The sequence below is a fragment of the Pedobacter nototheniae genome (assembly GCF_004335085.1).
Lineage (GTDB): Bacteria > Bacteroidota > Bacteroidia > Sphingobacteriales > Sphingobacteriaceae > Pedobacter > Pedobacter nototheniae.
Genome location: NZ_RQRS01000017.1, coordinates 1 through 15,344, shown reverse-complemented (window position 1 = coordinate 15,344; position 15,344 = coordinate 1). Strand labels below are relative to the sequence as shown.

General features: G+C 42.0%; 19 protein-coding genes. 18 read left to right on the top strand and 1 reads right to left on the bottom strand.

Annotation, left to right across the window (positions count from 1 at the left end; all coding sequences use genetic code 11):
- Window positions 1–281: 281 nt before the first annotated feature.
- Window positions 282–1,124 (top strand): RteC domain-containing protein, encoded by an 843-nt coding sequence (locus EHC72_RS14990; RefSeq protein WP_131538527.1) that lies wholly within the window; start codon window positions 282–284, stop codon window positions 1,122–1,124.
- A gap of 568 nt (window positions 1,125–1,692) precedes the next feature.
- A complete protein-coding gene (locus EHC72_RS14985; RefSeq protein ID WP_131538526.1) occupies window positions 1,693–2,664 on the top strand; it encodes a toprim domain-containing protein in 972 nt (323 codons plus the stop codon).
- A 93-nt stretch (window positions 2,665–2,757) separates the two neighbouring features.
- On the opposite strand, the gene EHC72_RS23295 is transcribed toward EHC72_RS14985, so the two are convergent.
- The gene (locus EHC72_RS23295; protein WP_131538525.1) at window positions 2,758–2,964 is read right to left on the bottom strand and encodes a DUF6965 family protein; all 207 of its coding nucleotides are present in this window, start codon (window positions 2,962–2,964) and stop codon (window positions 2,758–2,760) included.
- Window positions 2,965–3,222: 258 nt separating this feature from the next.
- Between EHC72_RS23295 and EHC72_RS14975 the strand changes: the two genes are divergently transcribed.
- The 16 genes from EHC72_RS14975 to EHC72_RS14895 all read left to right on the top strand — a co-directional run bounded on the left by EHC72_RS14975 (window position 3,223) and on the right by EHC72_RS14895 (window position 15,293).
- Window positions 3,223–3,630, top strand: coding sequence for a plasmid mobilization protein (locus EHC72_RS14975; protein WP_056095082.1), 408 nt, complete (start codon window positions 3,223–3,225; stop codon window positions 3,628–3,630).
- Between the two features lie 3 nt (window positions 3,631–3,633).
- Entirely contained in the window at window positions 3,634–4,824 is a 1,191-nt protein-coding gene (locus EHC72_RS14970; RefSeq protein WP_131538524.1) for a relaxase/mobilization nuclease domain-containing protein, read from the top strand.
- A gap of 12 nt (window positions 4,825–4,836) precedes the next feature.
- Window positions 4,837–5,472 (top strand): ParA family protein, encoded by a 636-nt coding sequence (locus EHC72_RS14965; RefSeq protein ID WP_131538523.1) that lies wholly within the window; start codon window positions 4,837–4,839, stop codon window positions 5,470–5,472.
- A complete protein-coding gene (locus tag EHC72_RS14960; protein WP_131538522.1) occupies window positions 5,469–5,849 on the top strand; it encodes a hypothetical protein in 381 nt (126 codons plus the stop codon). The genes EHC72_RS14965 and EHC72_RS14960 overlap by 4 nt, the downstream gene beginning before the upstream one ends.
- Window positions 5,836–6,168: a hypothetical protein gene (locus tag EHC72_RS14955; RefSeq protein ID WP_131538521.1), complete on the top strand. Its 333-nt coding sequence runs from the start codon at window positions 5,836–5,838 to the stop codon at window positions 6,166–6,168. The genes EHC72_RS14960 and EHC72_RS14955 overlap by 14 nt, the downstream gene beginning before the upstream one ends.
- 5 nt (window positions 6,169–6,173) lie before the next feature.
- Window positions 6,174–6,485 carry a DUF4134 family protein gene (locus EHC72_RS14950; RefSeq protein WP_056095073.1) on the top strand — a complete coding sequence of 104 codons (312 nt, stop codon included), beginning with the start codon at window positions 6,174–6,176 and terminating at the stop codon, window positions 6,483–6,485.
- A 33-nt stretch (window positions 6,486–6,518) separates the two neighbouring features.
- Window positions 6,519–6,830 carry a DUF4134 domain-containing protein gene (locus tag EHC72_RS14945; protein ID WP_056095071.1) on the top strand — a complete coding sequence of 104 codons (312 nt, stop codon included), beginning with the start codon at window positions 6,519–6,521 and terminating at the stop codon, window positions 6,828–6,830.
- A 278-nt stretch (window positions 6,831–7,108) separates the two neighbouring features.
- Complete coding sequence (locus EHC72_RS14935; RefSeq protein ID WP_056095063.1) at window positions 7,109–9,547, top strand: TraG family conjugative transposon ATPase; 2,439 nt, start codon at window positions 7,109–7,111, stop codon at window positions 9,545–9,547.
- A gap of 11 nt (window positions 9,548–9,558) precedes the next feature.
- A complete protein-coding gene (locus EHC72_RS14930) occupies window positions 9,559–10,221 on the top strand; it encodes a hypothetical protein (protein WP_056095060.1) in 663 nt (220 codons plus the stop codon).
- A complete protein-coding gene (locus EHC72_RS14925; protein WP_056095057.1) occupies window positions 10,218–10,874 on the top strand; it encodes a hypothetical protein in 657 nt (218 codons plus the stop codon). Before EHC72_RS14930 ends, EHC72_RS14925 begins: the two co-directional genes overlap by 4 nt.
- Window positions 10,875–10,878: 4 nt before the next feature.
- On the top strand, window positions 10,879–11,544 hold the full coding sequence (locus EHC72_RS14920; RefSeq protein WP_131538519.1) for a hypothetical protein: 666 nt from the start codon (window positions 10,879–10,881) through the stop codon (window positions 11,542–11,544).
- A complete protein-coding gene (locus EHC72_RS14915; RefSeq protein ID WP_056095051.1) occupies window positions 11,541–12,314 on the top strand; it encodes a hypothetical protein in 774 nt (257 codons plus the stop codon). Before EHC72_RS14920 ends, EHC72_RS14915 begins: the two co-directional genes overlap by 4 nt.
- A gap of 3 nt (window positions 12,315–12,317) precedes the next feature.
- Entirely contained in the window at window positions 12,318–13,445 is a 1,128-nt protein-coding gene (locus EHC72_RS14910) for a hypothetical protein (RefSeq protein WP_056095048.1), read from the top strand.
- Window positions 13,446–13,449: 4 nt separating this feature from the next.
- Window positions 13,450–14,073: a conjugative transposon protein TraK gene (traK, locus tag EHC72_RS14905; RefSeq protein ID WP_131538518.1), complete on the top strand. Its 624-nt coding sequence runs from the start codon at window positions 13,450–13,452 to the stop codon at window positions 14,071–14,073.
- The gene (locus EHC72_RS14900; protein ID WP_131538517.1) at window positions 14,070–14,456 is read left to right on the top strand and encodes a hypothetical protein; all 387 of its coding nucleotides are present in this window, start codon (window positions 14,070–14,072) and stop codon (window positions 14,454–14,456) included. The genes traK and EHC72_RS14900 overlap by 4 nt, the downstream gene beginning before the upstream one ends.
- A gap of 9 nt (window positions 14,457–14,465) precedes the next feature.
- On the top strand, window positions 14,466–15,293 hold the full coding sequence (locus tag EHC72_RS14895; RefSeq protein ID WP_131538516.1) for a hypothetical protein: 828 nt from the start codon (window positions 14,466–14,468) through the stop codon (window positions 15,291–15,293).
- Window positions 15,294–15,344 lie beyond the last annotated feature (51 nt).

The following is a 15,344-nucleotide window of genomic DNA, read 5'->3' as shown; positions in this document are numbered from 1 at the left end:
ACAATTTAGGTTCAATAATGTTGCTGTTAAAGGTTTTTACACCGGGGCCTATTGGAGTTACACCAATAGGCTTTTAACAAGGACGAAGATATTTTCAGGCCTTAATTTCAAGAAGGAAATAGTAATCGGATTCTTTGTAAATACTATTTTTTCAGGGGGTTGAGAATTTGTGCAACCGATAGGCAACTTGATTCTATGCCTGCAATAATTCAATTTGCAGCAACGCAGGCTGAATTTTAGCTGCCTAAAATAAACCTATTTTTCATCTAAATCCTTTGTGTATGTTAATCCCCCAATCCGAACACCTGTACCTGGAAATGACCTCTAAGCTTCATGCTGGAAAAAATGAACTTATAAGTGATCTGCTTAGGTTATCCTCCTCCCTTGAAATGATAGAAAGCAGCACAATCCGTTTAAATTCCCTGGCAAACCGATTAGGTTTTTCCTCGGAAGCAGAAGAGATTTTTTTCTTTAAACAGATCAAGCCCAAGTTTTACAGTTGGAAAATTTTTATTGTAGAACAGTTCAATATTGTCTCGAATATTCCAGTAGATACGGATGAGGCAATCCGAACTTATTACATAAGAGAAATGGATTTCTTAAGAAGATATTTTGAACAAAATCAATTTCTTTACCAATATTATCTCAATGACCAGAGCGCACTAGATGAAGAATACTTTTTAAGGCGCAATAGGCAGAAAATACTTCCCGCAATGAATTTTGGTGAATTCGAGACAAAGGGAGATTATACCTTTGCTAAATTCCGTGCGTATGAACATTTGCGGGAGTTTATATTGACACGCATCAGACTGGTATACAGCAATCCAGAATCCTCAATATTTCAATTGTTGTCAAAAAACTCAAACCTGAGATGGACAGACGATAAAGTGAAGCTTGTAGAACTTGCCTATGGCATATATTTTATGGGGTCATTGAATAATGGAAAAGCAGATATATCCCAGGTCGTTGATATTCTTGAAAAGAGCTTAAATGTAGATCTGGGTGTCGCTTATCGCAAGTTCATTGATATTTCTAGAAGGAAAAGCAAGGGATATACTGTTTATTTAGACAGTATGAGAAATGCCATAAACGATCATATTGCCAGAAAACTTAAGTTTAATTGATAATCAACCAAATTGCCAATTTCACTTTGTATAATTTTTCTCATATCGCAGGATATCCTCAAAATAATCCAGATTAAAAAAATTACACACCTAAATAAAAGTGTTATAGTTTTTGTAAATAAAATGCTAGTGATTTAATGAAAATTCTCTTCTGTTTAATAAAAATGGAACAGTAATCAACTAAACTGATGAATGTAAAATTTATAACAAATCTGATCTCCATTAAATAACTTTCAGATCAAGGCAAAAATAGCCTTATAAAAATCGCTCACACTATTTTCATAGTGTCAATAAATCGTCTTGCACATACTGAATTTTGAGCCAACAAAAGAGTTGGTCTTTGACATTCAGGAATGAAACATTACCCTTTGAATTGAAGGGAATTTTGCGAAGCTTTGAGATGACGTCAAAAAGGTGAAAGCGCATTGGCAGACGATAAGTCCGGTTTGTAGAAATCGACGCGAGTAGTTCCAAAATTACAATATATAGAGGCCCTTCTTTTTGGGTTCTATTTTAAAGGGGCGATAAGCCCCTTTTTTGTTTCTGAAAATTCTAAAACTAAATCGGTATGTCAGCTTTTTTAAACGTTAATGAGATCAAGGAGAAAGTATCGCTCCTCGATCTTTTGAAGAACTTGGGGTTCAGTCCCCAGAAAGTATCGGGGGGAGAGTATTTTTTTCTAAGTATGTTGCGTGAAGAATATACTGCCTCACTTTGTGTAAATGATAATCTGGGGGTCTGGTTTGACCATGGCGGTGCAGGAGTATCGGGAATAAAAAGCGGAAGCATAATCGATTTTGGCCTTGCATATTGGTATCCCTCAAGCTTTCCTGAGGTTCTTAAAAAAATCGTAGAGTATGCAAAAATAAACCTTGAGAAAACCGCGGATGTGCCTGTTGATAATTCCCGAAGGCCCTTGCCCTTCAAAGTTCCAAGATATGAAGTAGAAGTAGTAAATGAATCAATCGGCAACGATGTCATCAGCTCATATCTTAAAGGCAGGGGAGTACACAGCGTTGCAGGTGGTTATTTATATGAACTTTATTATTCGGTCATGGACAGCAGCAATAAGCGCAGGAATTACTTTGCTTCTGCATGGCCAAATGAGAATGGTGGCTGGGAGGTACGCAACAAATATTTTAAGGGTTGCCTGGGGCACAAGGGAATGAGTTTTTTGCAGGGGGCTGTTGACAGGCTAGGTGTCTTTGAAGGTTACTTTGATTTTCTGAGCTGGAAAGTCGAACATCCACAGGATCCTGCATCCATATTGGTGTTAAATTCCCTTTCGTTTCTACAGGCTGCCAAGGGTAGGTCAAACCAGTTTGGTTCTATTGAACTTTATTTTGACCATGATAAAGCAGGAAAATCTGCTGCGCAGGAATTTATCCGAGATGTACATGGAAGTATAGACTGTTCGTTCAAATATGCAGGGTTTAAGGATTATAATGAAAAGCTTGTGGCTGATCTAAGGCAAATTGAAAAATCTATTGTTAAGCCTATGCCTTTTAGTGTAGAGAATGGTTTTGGTATAACACGTTGATATATGAATATATAACTATTGTAAATATTGAGCATATGCCTCTATCGGTATATGTGGATATTCTTATATAGAAATATGTGGATATAGATTTAGCTAGTTAGACTCAATGATAAGTTTCATCATTTTTAGTCTTACTAATAGTGGCTTATTGATTTTACTTTCCGGATTAGCTCTAAGTGGCCCGAAATGGCTCTCTAGAAATAAATCAAAGTCAGTTACTTTTGTTGCCTCATTTAAAAACACCGGCATTTCCGGTCTCTGGCAATTCTTGAAAAACTCTTCTAATTCCTGCAGCTCCATCTGGCAAAGATAGCTTTAGGCTTCCTCTTTTGCCGGAATACTTTTTAACAAAATCCTAATAAACCAAGCTTAAATTTTTTGGTTTTTATCCTTTCGTTATTGTAGGTGTATTTTGGTTTTTTAGCCTGCAAGTTGTGTTTTTGTTGCTCAAAAACCCTATAACTTGCCCGCTTTTTTTCGCCTTGGGGGCGTAGCGGGATGGAAAAAACGTCGCAACTAGTTTTTTCTTCTTCGGAGGATGTCCCTTAATTGTTGAATATGACCAAGAAAAAGAATGGGAGGCCTTTAAAATTAGATGGTAAAAGAACCAGGTTCATTAAGGCCAGATTTACCGAGGAAGAATATGCTTTACTCCGAAACCTTTGGCTTTCCCTTGGATTGAAAGAAAGTGATTTCTTGCGGCAAAGGCTTTTAATCTCCTCTGCGGTTTCAAATAAAATCAATGCTGTTGAAGTTTTAAAACACCTGAACCAGATCGGTGCAGAGATCGGTAGGTCAGGAAACAACATTAACCAGCTTGCCCGGCATGCGAACTTTTTAAATAAACGAGGAATGCTCTCTGCTGAAATTGTACTTCAGTTCAACACGATTTTTACTGATTACATTTCAATATTTAGAGGAATGGAGAGAGCAACCAGGGAATTACTCAGGTTATTAAAGGCTTAATTTATGATTGTAAAAATTCTTTGGAAATCAAAGACTTTTAGGGCAATTAGGTATAATACCAATAAAGTTGAAAAAAATAAGGGAGAACTGGTAAAGGTGTCCGGTTTTGGGGCGCTGCAAGGGCTATCTGAGATCAGGCCTGGAGATTATATAAACTACCTCTCATCCCTAGCGAGCAGAAACCGCAGGGTTGTATATCCGCAATTTCATGCAATGATATCTTCAAAGGGCAGAAGCTTGGACAAGGGGGAACTAGTTACGCTGGCCGAAGGCTGGCTAGAGGGCATGGGTTATGGAAATCAGCCGTATCTTCTCATTTTCCACAAGGACACGCAGAATAATCACATCCACATGGTCTCTTCAAGAATAGACCTGGAAGGGAAAAAGATTTCGGACAGCTTTGAGAAGATCAGGGCTTATAAGGTACTGAATAAACTTATCGGTAATGATGAGAAACATGCTGCTGAAAAAGCTTTGACGAGGGCACTTCAATACAGCTTCTCCAATAAGGCGCAGTTTATGATGTTGCTTGAAAGACAGGGATATGCATTAAAAGTTCTGGAGGATACGCTTGATCTCTCAAAATATGGTGAAAAAGTGGGCAGTGTAAGCTTAGATAAAATAGAACAAAAAATTGCCCGGTTTTCACCTGACCAGAAAAGAAAGGAACAGTTAAAACAGGTTTTTGAAAAATATAGGCCAATTACCGATTCCAGAATCCAAGCGATCAGGGAAGATCTTCCAGGTGGCGAGAAGGGAAAAGTAATAGGCTATACCTCTGAGTTAAGCGAAAAACTATCTTCTTCATTCGGCCTTAAGTTTGTATTTCATTTTAAAGGTGACAAGCCGCCATATGGCTATACCATTTTAGACCATTCCACCAAGGAAGTTTTTAAAGGTGGCGATATTATGTCTCTAACTAAGTTTATGGAGACTTTACGCCAAACCGAAGACTTAAAAACGTTAATACCCATTTCGGAGGGTATTTATGAAAATCAGTTTTCTCCAAAGGAAGAGATGCTCCTTGAAAATCCATCAGAGTCAATATTTCCTGCTGACGAGGTTGAAATGCATGATTGTATATCCATTGGCGAATTCTCTTTGGATATAGACATCTCTGATGATATTGATGATGAGCAGATCCTCGGACGGAATAGGCGCAGGCAAAAAAAAGCAAGAACCAATACACGTTAAATTTTTATGCTTATGGTTATATTAATTGGAAATCAGAAAGGGGGAGCCGGTAAAAGTACACTCTGCCTGTTACTGGCCTATTTCCTCTCAATGCTTAAAAAAAAGAAGGTTACCGTTCTGGATATGGACTACCAGGCTTCGATTTCAGGCAAGTTTGAAAAGGCAAAAATTCTGGAGAACGATCCCCTCTACGAGGTTATTCCCTCTGATCTTAAGTACTTCCCGGCTCTGCTGGAACTGCTTAACCAAAATAGGGATGAGTTTGTACTCATTGATCTTCCGGGTAAAATGGACGATGACCTATTGATTCCCATTATCAGTTCCGCGGAACTCATTATCTGCCCGTTTAATTATGATGAATTTTCTGTAGACAGTACAGTGCTCTTTTCGCTTGTATGTCGGGAGATCAATAATTTATCACCCATGGTGTATGTGCCAAATAGGATTAAAACAACCGTAAAGTATGAAACCAGGGAAGAGGTAGACAAGGTACTATCCAGATTTGGAAAGATTTCTCCCGGTATTTCTGACCGCATCGATTTTCAGCGGGTAGGAACCATCCATGTCCCGGCCTCTTTAATTCCAGTTTTTATGCCGGCAATGGACTTTATCTATGGCAGCTTTATGAAGAAAGGTATATCGACATGAGCGAAATCAAGTCCCTTGCCGATCAATTGAAATCAAGGATCCAAGAAGAAAAGGGATTGCCGGAAAAATCCCAGGCCAGTCATGGCGCTGAAAAGATTGGTGTAAAAAAAACTGAATCCAAAGAAACGGCCGTGAACGCCAAGCGTCTAGCTAGTTTTCTCTCATCCCTGCGGGACTTTAATATGGATGGGCAGGAGAAAATCCTTATCCGGATTGATAATCGTACAATGAGCAAGCTGAGGCAATTAAAGGCCGCATCCAATATAGATATGACGCGGGTCATTGTTTTTTCCCTCCACCAGTTTTTAAAAAGCCACCCCTGGCTAAATGAATATATTTCACAAACCCTAAAAAAAATGACCCATGAGCTGGACTAATTTCTTGACCATAATCTTTATTGTATATCTGGTTTATTATTTACTGAACTTATTTTTTGATCTTTTTCTATCTCAAAGAGGCACTGTAGATGAAACTGCGGTAGACGAGCTTTTCTTTGCACAAACATTTACCCCTGAGCTGATTACCCTGGAAGAGAAAGCAGAGGAGGCTGTGCCTACGGATTCACAAAAAAAGGAAAAACCAGCCCCTTATTTGCCAACAGGTCCAATTAGCTCAAGTGGAGGCATTGGACTAAAACAGCTTTTTTCCCTTGCGAAAGACAACCTCATCGAACATACGCGGGCAATACCTTACTAAACTCCATGAGGTTTTCTTTATTCTTTTTAAGGGCAGCGTCAGCTTCTTTTTTTTTGCTCTCTACTTTTTCCGCTAATGCTCAACCAGGAATCTCAGAGTTTTATTCCGCCTCGGCAGAGGTGAAAGGCTGGTATTTTTCGCTCTCGGATCTGGTACTGGTTATTGGCGCAATCGCAGGAATCCTAGGTGGACTTAGGGTTTATGCCAATTGGCAGATGGGCAAGCACCACATCGATGCGCAGGTTATGGGATGGTTCTTTTCATGCCTCTTTTTATCTCTCATCGGTGTATTCCTCCGCGGTCTTTTCGGACTGTAAATACAATTTTATTCAATTTAAATCAATTTTTTTATGACAAGAAAAAGCAAAAGACTTTTGTCATTGGCCGCGCTATTGGGTTTAGTGCAGGCAGTTTCCGCCCAGACTGGGGGAGGAACAACAGGAATCAATGCGGCGACTTCCTCGCTGACCTCTTATGTAGATCCAGTTTCTACACTCACCCTTGCGATTGGTGCCGTGGTAGGTATTATCGGCGGGGTACGTGTCTACATCAAATGGAATTCCGGAGATCAGGACATCAACAAAGAAATTATGGGCTGGGGAGGTTCCTGCCTTTTTCTGGTTCTGGTATCGGTAGTGATCAAGGCTTTCTTTGGCGTATAGCATGAGGATGTATCCAGTTTACAAGGGGCTTCAAAAGCCCCTTGTTTATCGCGGTTTCAAAGGGAAGTTTATTGCTTATGGAATTTCTTCCTTAGGTCTTGGGCTGGTCACAGGAGGCCTAGCCGGTCCGCTCCTCAATATGTATATCGGTGGCCTCTTAACCATTCTTTCAATAGCCGGTGGGCTCCTCTACACATATTCCAAGCAGGCATCCGGTCTTCATGATAAGACCAGATCCAGGGAGATATTCATTCATCGTATTTATTTAAGGCGAGGTTATGGGAAAACAGGAATTTAAACTGCCATATGCCGGAATAGAAGAGATAGGCGGACTTTCCGTTCTTTATGGTGAGTCAGGCGATTTTTCAGTAATTCTTTCTATCGAAAATCCGGTGCTTATTTATTCCGCTGATCCGGCAGGCTACCAGGCCTTTCATCTTCTGCTTCTCAATGTGATCAAGATATTGAGTGAAGGGTATATCATTCAGAAACAGGATGTGTTCTCTAAAAGAACTTATCAGGCGAAAGTGCAAAGTGAACCCCTTCAGCAAAAATACGATGAGCATTTTTCAGGGAGGGAATATATTGAGCACTCTAGTTATCTGGTTATAACCCGTCAGGTCAAACGAAGGGCAATGTACGTTTATGACAGGAAAGCCCTTTTGGATTTTGTATCCAATATTGCCAAGGTCTGTGAACTATTGAAAGGAGCATCGGTATCACCAAAAGTACTGCCCCAGGGTGAGATAGAACGCTATATTTCGCGGATGCTTGCCATGGATTTCTCCTCAGACCATTTTTCGCTCAATAACTTAAGGGCCGGGGATACTGAAATAGGTATTGGGAAAAAGGTGATCCGCTGCATGAGCCTGGTCAATATCGATTCCATTGACATGCCTGAATCCATTGGGCCATATTTAATGGCGAACGACGGGAAAGGACTACAGGAATTTCCGATGGACAACCTTTCTTTCCTGTCATCAGTTCCGGGTATTGAAAGTCTTGTTTATAACCAATTAATTGAAATTCCTTCCCAGGGCATTACCCTGAACAAACTGCAGCTGAAACGCAAGCGGCATTCCGGAGTTCCTGATCCAGCCAATCAGATGTGTGTGGAGGATATTGATAAGTTGCTCATAGATGTGGCAAGGGAAAACCAGTTGCTCGTCAATGCGCACTATTCTTTATTGGTCTGCTGCGAACTTCCACTTCTGGATACCAGCTGTAACTTTATTGAAGCTTCCCTATTTCAGCAGGGGATTATCCCCTCCAAGAATGCCTATAACCAGATGGAACTCTTTAGGAGTGCCTTGCCTGGAAATGCAGTGGAACTGAAAAAATACGACTGGTTCCTCACCACTTCGGATGCGGCCCTTTGCCTGTTCTACAAGGAACGGCTGATGCGGGATGAGCCCTCCAAGTTTCTCATGCGCTTTACCGATAGGAGAGGAATCCCTGTAGGCATAGATCCAGCAGATCTTCCTATGGAATCTGGCAGGATTACCAACCGTTCAAAATTTGTTCTGGGCAGCTCTGGTACTGGTAAATCCTTTTTTATGAACAGCCTGCTTGAACAGTATATGCTTTATAATTACGACATCGTGATCGTTGATGTAGGACATTCCTATTCCGGGCTATGCAATTATTTTGGAGGAAAGTATTACACCTATACCGAGGAGAATCCGATCACGATGAATCCCTTTCTTATTTCTGAAGCAGAATATAACATCGAAAAGAAGGATTTCCTCAAAACACTTATCGGACTTCTTTTAAAGGGTGCAGAGGGAAGCGTATCGCAGATTGAGGATACGGTTTTCTCAAATGTACTCTCGGCCTACTATTCAGACTTCTTTTTAGGAGAGGCTGATTATGCGCTGTGTTTTGATTCTTTCTACCATTATTCGATCGTTAAGATTTCGGAGATCAAGGAAAATGAGAAGATCAGTTTCGATCTTGATGAGTACCGTTATGTACTTAAAAAATTCTGTCTTGGCGGAGAGTACGGTAGGCTGCTCAACGAAAGCGCTGATCTTTCAGATTTTACAGAGCGTTTTATTGTCTACGAAATTGATTCAATCAAGGAAAATAGGGTTCTTTTTCCAATCGTGACGCTGGTGATTATGGATTTGGTACTGCAGAAAATGAGGCACCGTACAGGCCAGCGAAAAGCGATGATTTTGGAAGAAGCGTGGAAGGCAATCGCATCTCCGCTAATGGCTAACTACATTCTTTACCTCTATAAAACGATGAGGAAATTCTGGGGAGAGCCAATTGTGGTGACGCAGGAACTGGGCGATATTATCGGAAATGCTGTAATAAAGGATTCCATTCTGGCCAGTTCCGACACCATCTGCCTGCTCGATCAATCCAAGTTCAGGGGGAATTATGCAGAGGTAGCAAAGCTCCTGGCGCTCAGTGAGGTAGAGCAGCGAAAGATATTTACCATCAATGCGCTTGAAAATAAGGCCGGACGCGGGAAATTCAAGGAGGTTTACATTAAGCGCGGAAGTATAGGGGAGGTCTATGGCGTTGAAGTGTCGCTTTTTCAGTATTTAACCTTCACAACCGAAAAACCCGAAAAGACTGCTGTCGAATCTTATGTCAAGCGTTACGGTTCTTATCCTCTGGGACTGGAACATTTCGTTGCCGATATGAAAATGAGCGCAATCTCTCTTCCCGAATTTGTCAAGAAAGTCAATTCATCCATCACAAGTTAAATTCTATTTTTATGCGAAAAATATTCATCTATTTTTTATTTGGAATCTTCGTGCAATCGGCCTCCGCACAAATATACGTTGACCCAACAACCGCTGCGGCCACGGCTGCCCATGCAGGGGTGATGAACAGCGGTCTGTCCCGAACCAGCGACAACCTTACTCTTGTGCAAAGGGCACAGCTCGCGGTAACTGGTCAGCTTGGAATTGTAAATGACCTTCAATCCACTATTTACAGAGGCTTATCTGAGGTTTCAGGAGTAATGAGGTCTCTGCTTTCTGTTAAGGATATTTATGCGATTTCTCAGGATATTGTCATTGATGTGAATAAGGCGATTAATCTAGCCTCTGGTGACCCGGTATTACTGCTGTTTGCCGAAGGAGGTGCTAGGGAGTTCAAAACCCGTTCGATCAACCTTGCTACCGAGGTTAGCTCTTTTGTATTAAAAGACGGGAGGGACGCGCTGATGGATTCCGGTGAACGGGCAAAGCTTCTCAATAGGATCGTCACAGAACTTACCATCCTCCGGGGAGTGGCCTATGGCATGTACCGTACGATGTACTGGGCAAAGCAGCGCGGAATCTTAAATTCCCTAAACCCTTATGCAGGATATATCAATATTGATAAACGCATAGCGGACGATATTATCAGGAATGCCAAGATGCTCAAGCAATGAAAAGCGCAGCATTTTTCACGGCTATGATTTTCATATCAATAGCTGCTCATGCGCAGTTGAATGTCGGGCTTTTGCACCAGCTTGTGGGTAATAGCAAAACAGAACACGGAAAACAGTCTGATGCGAGGGACAGGCAGGCGGGATCCACTGCAAATGAGGAGGCAAACAAAACCCTGATGGTAAGATTAAAGAATAAATACAGGGATATCCAGTCCCGGTTCAAGACTTTGGGACTTGCCATTGATGCGGTGCAGATCGGAATCGAAGCCTATCCATTGATTGCTGATATTACCGAAAGCCAGGGGATGATTTTTGATTTATGCAAGGACGATTCTATACTTTCCGTTCTGGCCATACAGGCAGAGCTGGATATGGGGGATCGGGCACATGCACTGCTGAATTTTTTGTACGGACTTGCTCTTTCTATGCAGGACATCAACCAGATGAAGCAGAGCGACCGCAAAATGCTTTTTTCCCATGTGCTCACTGAACTCCGCCTGATAGCCGGGGCATCCAGAGGACTGGCGGTAACCCTTCAATATTCTTCAAGAAAAAAGGTCTTCAATCAGCTAAACCCTTTCTCAGAATTTATCAATACCGATAAAAAATTGGTAGATGAAATCCTGCGAAAAAAAGATATCCTAAAAAACTGATGTTATGAAATTGCTTATTTTAATTTTTTTAATGCTGATTGGTCATTATTGTAGTAAAGCTCAAAGGCTAGTTTTTGACCGCGGGCATTTTAATATCGTAAATGAAAATGGAGCAGTACGTCTGGCAGCTGAAAATACGTATAACAGTTATTTAAATACGATCAACAACCGCCTTTCGGATATTAATCTCAATCTGGGCGCGGTCGTTATGGTTCAGTCATTAATCCTGTCTTCCTTAAGAGAAGTTGATCAGGGGCTCAAAACAGCAATCGCGGTCAGACAGATCGGCTCACTGGTTGCCGAGATTTCATCGGAAAGTGCCGGGATGATTGATATCGCCAAATCAGATCCCCATCTGCTGCTTTTTGCAGAAGACGTTTCCCGCCAGGTAAAAGATAGGGGGGTAAACCTATTTTCAGAAGTCTCTGCTTTTGTATTGAAGGAAGGCGAAAACGTCCTCATGGATTTCGAAAAGCGCGATGCGCTGCTTAAGAAAATTGCCCTAGAGCTCCGCGTCATCCGTGCCCTGGTATTCAGCATGAAAAAATCCATGTACTGGACAAAAATGAATGGAGTCTTCCGTTCGCTTAATCCCTATCAGGGCTTTATCAATCAGGATCTGCGTCTCGGGAGTGATATTTTATTCAAATCAAAACTTTTAAAACCATGAAAAAACCTTTTTTGCTTCTTTTCCTCTGTTTGCTCTCAACGCTCCTCTGGTCACAGAAGAAAATTACCGACAAACACATTACCTACCAGCAGGAACGAATGGTCTTCAAGCAATGGGATGCGGATAAGTTTACGCCCAAACCAGGATTTTTAGGGCTCAACCCTGATTACTGGATTACTTGGGCGCTTCACCCCAATTATCCCAAAACGGATCTAAGACCCCTTGGCCCGCTCGGTCCACAAACGCAACGGCTGATGTTGGCAGCAGCCATGCAGAACACAGATAATCTCTACAAACTGCATGCGGATACCCTTCGCAATACTGCGCTGAGCGAGGCCTCCAATTATTCTTCGGCACTTTCTTTTGCCGATCCCCTTTGGCTAATGTACTATCGCAACGAGTTTGAAGGATTATTAAATCAGGCAGATGCCGATATGCTTGCAGGCCTTTCGCTTGCAGAACAGAAATACATAATATCTGTGGGTCTGTTTGACTGGTACAGGGAGGAAAGCAGTGCACTTCTTGAAAGGCTGGAAATCGCGAGGTCGACTACCTTAGACCGGGGATCAAGGATAATGGCCTACCACAGGATGCTATCTGAATTCAGAAAACTCTCGGCAAGCTGGGAAACCAAGAAATCCAGGGCAAAAACCTATCTCTCTATCCGCTCATCTGTCCAGAAGTTACGGGCCGGTGAAGTTCAAAGACCAGCATCCCCAAAGAGCGATATCCAGATTGCCAATGATATTCTTAAAAAATCAAAACTATAAGCAATGGATATTTTAAATGTTATAACCGGCACAGCCGGTTTTTTTGTGCAGGCAGTGCCCGATTCGTTCAAGGACACTTTTAATTTTCTTCAGGGCAACGGCGTGTATGAAGAGGGGATGATGCATTTTCTGCATGAGATGAAAAGTACGATCTGGACTCATTATGATGCCTTTATTGCAGATGCGCAGGCACTGGCGGCAATTTTTATGCTCATCTTTTTTGCTATCAAAAGCTATGAAATGATCTCCGGGGATAAACAGCTTGAAATTATGCCGCTGCTCCGTCCTTTCGGTCTGACCATGGTGATTCTATGGTGGAGCATCTTTACCCGGGTCCTTGCGTATCCAACCGATGTTGTAGAACAGAAGACCTCAGCAATGTTCGATGGCAGCCAGGCAGAGATCAATGATCTCAGGCTACAGCGGGCGAAGCTCATGGTAGAGGTTTCTGATCAGCTCTATAAAATTCAGGCCGAGACGCAGACAGCAAAAACAGAAGCGGATACCTGGTATGAAAATGCATGGGAATCTGTTAAGTCTTCGGTAAAGGAAGGGTTTTCCGAAGTCTGGAACCCGATAGTGGAAATGAGAAACCGGCTGGAGGTTGGTCTGCAACTTTTGGCTACCTCTCTTTTGGAAACACTCGCTATATGGATACTCAGGGTCTGCACCTACATTATTTTTATCATTCAGATCATCTTTTCCACGATACTGATTATTTTAGGCCCCTTTTCAGTAGCCGTCTCTATTCTGCCAGCTTTCAGGGATTCCTTTTCGACATGGGTCGCCAGGTTCATTTCCGTAAACCTTTATTCAGGGATTGCATATCTGGTGATGTATGTAGCGTCCCTTTTCCAGCATTATGCACTTGAGGCGGAAATTACCCGTTATCAGGAGCTTGTTGGGACTGGCGGGGCAAGCCTTGAAAAGCTCGGCTGGTTTGCCAGCAATGGAGTTCTCTCCTTTGGAATGGTAATCGTAACCTTTATCATCGGTGCACTAACCATGCTTACCGTGCCGAGCATTTCAACATGGATAGTATCCACATCGGGTGTATCTTCTGCCGCAAGTTCTATGGGAAGAGGTGCATCAAGCATGACCAGGGTTGCTGGACAGATAATGGGAGGATAGAGAGATGATGATAAAAAGTATCGAATCCAAAATCCGTCTAGCCACATTCCTTTCGCTGGGAAGTTTTTTGCTCTGTCTATCGGTAGTCGCTGTTGTTTCTTTTTTTGCCTATGGATATGTTAGGGATTCTCGTAAAAGTATTTATATTCTTGACCCCTCGGGAATACCAATCCTGGCAAAACAGACCGATGTGCAGCTAAACAGAGCAGCAGAATATCGCGCACATATTGCAAAATTCCATTCTCTTTTCTTTTCGCTGGTACCAGATGATAAGTTCATAGAATATCAGATGAAACAGGCCATGTACCTTATTGATGAAAGTGGTGCCCTTCAGTATAATAATCTGAAGGAAAAAGGTTTTTTCACCTCTATTCTCTCCTCCTCTGCTGTACTCACGCTCCGTACCGATTCTATTTTTTTAGATGAAAAAAGAATGTATTTCCGGTATTATGGTACACAGAAAATAGACAGGAGAAGTTCAAGCGTCACCCGCTCGCTTATCACGGAGGGAAGCCTGGTCGATCTTGAAACAAGATCTGACAATAATCCCCACGCGGTCTTAATTACCAGATGGAAGACATTAGAGAACAGGGATATTTCAACTATAGATAAAAATGCATTCCAATGAAAAAGACAACTGTGTTTTCAGAACTCAGAAATGAGTTCTCTGATCTGATCGAACGCCTCCTGGCCTCCATATCAGGTTTTTTCAAAAAATATCCGAAGGTTATCTTCTCATCTATGGTGCTGCTACTAGCCAGTTCCTTTCTCTTGTGCTTTACGCTGCTGAGAATGGATTCAAAAAAAGCCCCTTTAGAAAAAAAAGCACTGCTAAAAGTTGAGAGTGGGCTTAGCGAAATAGGAACAACTGTAAGTAAGCTTAAAAGAACTCTGGAAATTAGGGAAGCGCTGAAAGTTTTATTGGCCAAGGAAACGCTAAATAGCCAGGACAGCCTGCTCATGGTCAGTATGGTAGCCGAGCTTGAGCGTGCCGGCCACACGAAGAATTAATTAAATTATATGAAAAAAATAGATTTAAAAAAGCCCAGGTACGCTCTTCCCATAATCTGTCTGCCTTTTCTTTTTCTCTTCTTTTATGTCTATAAAAGCAGTTTTGGAAAAGAAGGTAAAATAGTCCTGGGAAGAGATTCGCTACAGACCAACGTGGCAAATGTTTCCGAGCAGGTGAGGAACCAGGAGCTTTCGGGAAAGCTGGATGCCTTTAGAAATAAATTCAAGCAGGCCGATGGATACACTGCTGTTGGTAGTATTGGTGAAGAAAACCAACAGCTGGCAGAGATAAGCTCATCCTACAATTTGAGGGAAAAGCATATGCTAGATTCCATTGACCAGGTAATGAAGGCAAAATATGGTCTGCCAGGCAGACCGGAAAATGTAAACCATGGATATTCTGCGGCAGGACAGAGCTTTGTAAAGTCGCGGAATCCTTCCAGAACTGAGCAGGACATCGCACTCGCCTCGGCACTCTCGAAGATAAAAATGCAGGAGAACAGGGTAACTAAGGAGGTTGATAACTCTAAAAACCCATCCGATCCCATGCAGCTTTTTCGGGCGCAGATGGCTCTTGTCGACAGTATGGGGAAAGCTAATGATCCCGCTGTAAAGGAGAATATTGAAAAAGAACGGGCTCTGAAACTGGCCGAAGCAGAAGCCAAAAGCAGGAAGATCATTCCGGTCAAAAGATCGCATGGATTTTCGGCTGGCTTCAATACCATACTTTCCGGAGATGTCGAACGCCCTATTTCTGCGATCTGGAATTGCAATATAAAAGTGGAGACATTTTATGCCGCTTCTGTTTTATTTTTCAGCATTGCTCTTTCAACCTGAACTGGGGTTCTGTAATCAAGTGCCGAATGTCTTCTTTTCCTATTGTACCAT

Bases quoted from the DNA above. Each gene is read 5' to 3' on its own strand.
- EHC72_RS14920 (WP_131538519.1), top strand. From the start codon at position 10,879: ATGAAATTGCTTATTTTAATTTTTTTAATGCTGATTGGTCATTATTGT.
- EHC72_RS14950 (WP_056095073.1), top strand. From the start codon at position 6,174: ATGAGGTTTTCTTTATTCTTTTTAAGGGCAGCGTCAGCTTCTTTTTTT.
- EHC72_RS14910 (WP_056095048.1), top strand. From the start codon at position 12,318: ATGGATATTTTAAATGTTATAACCGGCACAGCCGGTTTTTTTGTGCAG.
- EHC72_RS14900 (WP_131538517.1), top strand. From the start codon at position 14,070: ATGAAAAAGACAACTGTGTTTTCAGAACTCAGAAATGAGTTCTCTGAT.
- EHC72_RS14930 (WP_056095060.1), top strand. From the start codon at position 9,559: ATGCGAAAAATATTCATCTATTTTTTATTTGGAATCTTCGTGCAATCG.
- EHC72_RS14965 (WP_131538523.1), top strand. From the start codon at position 4,837: ATGGTTATATTAATTGGAAATCAGAAAGGGGGAGCCGGTAAAAGTACA.
- traK (WP_131538518.1), top strand. From the start codon at position 13,450: ATGATGATAAAAAGTATCGAATCCAAAATCCGTCTAGCCACATTCCTT.
- EHC72_RS23295 (WP_131538525.1), bottom strand. From the start codon at position 2,964: ATGGAGCTGCAGGAATTAGAAGAGTTTTTCAAGAATTGCCAGAGACCG.
- EHC72_RS14955 (WP_131538521.1), top strand. From the start codon at position 5,836: ATGAGCTGGACTAATTTCTTGACCATAATCTTTATTGTATATCTGGTT.
- EHC72_RS14985 (WP_131538526.1), top strand. From the start codon at position 1,693: ATGTCAGCTTTTTTAAACGTTAATGAGATCAAGGAGAAAGTATCGCTC.
- EHC72_RS14945 (WP_056095071.1), top strand. From the start codon at position 6,519: ATGACAAGAAAAAGCAAAAGACTTTTGTCATTGGCCGCGCTATTGGGT.
- EHC72_RS14935 (WP_056095063.1), top strand. From the start codon at position 7,109: ATGGGAAAACAGGAATTTAAACTGCCATATGCCGGAATAGAAGAGATA.
- EHC72_RS14975 (WP_056095082.1), top strand. From the start codon at position 3,223: ATGACCAAGAAAAAGAATGGGAGGCCTTTAAAATTAGATGGTAAAAGA.
- EHC72_RS14960 (WP_131538522.1), top strand. From the start codon at position 5,469: ATGAGCGAAATCAAGTCCCTTGCCGATCAATTGAAATCAAGGATCCAA.
- EHC72_RS14990 (WP_131538527.1), top strand. From the start codon at position 282: ATGTTAATCCCCCAATCCGAACACCTGTACCTGGAAATGACCTCTAAG.
- EHC72_RS14925 (WP_056095057.1), top strand. From the start codon at position 10,218: ATGAAAAGCGCAGCATTTTTCACGGCTATGATTTTCATATCAATAGCT.
- EHC72_RS14915 (WP_056095051.1), top strand. From the start codon at position 11,541: ATGAAAAAACCTTTTTTGCTTCTTTTCCTCTGTTTGCTCTCAACGCTC.
- EHC72_RS14895 (WP_131538516.1), top strand. From the start codon at position 14,466: ATGAAAAAAATAGATTTAAAAAAGCCCAGGTACGCTCTTCCCATAATC.
- EHC72_RS14970 (WP_131538524.1), top strand. From the start codon at position 3,634: ATGATTGTAAAAATTCTTTGGAAATCAAAGACTTTTAGGGCAATTAGG.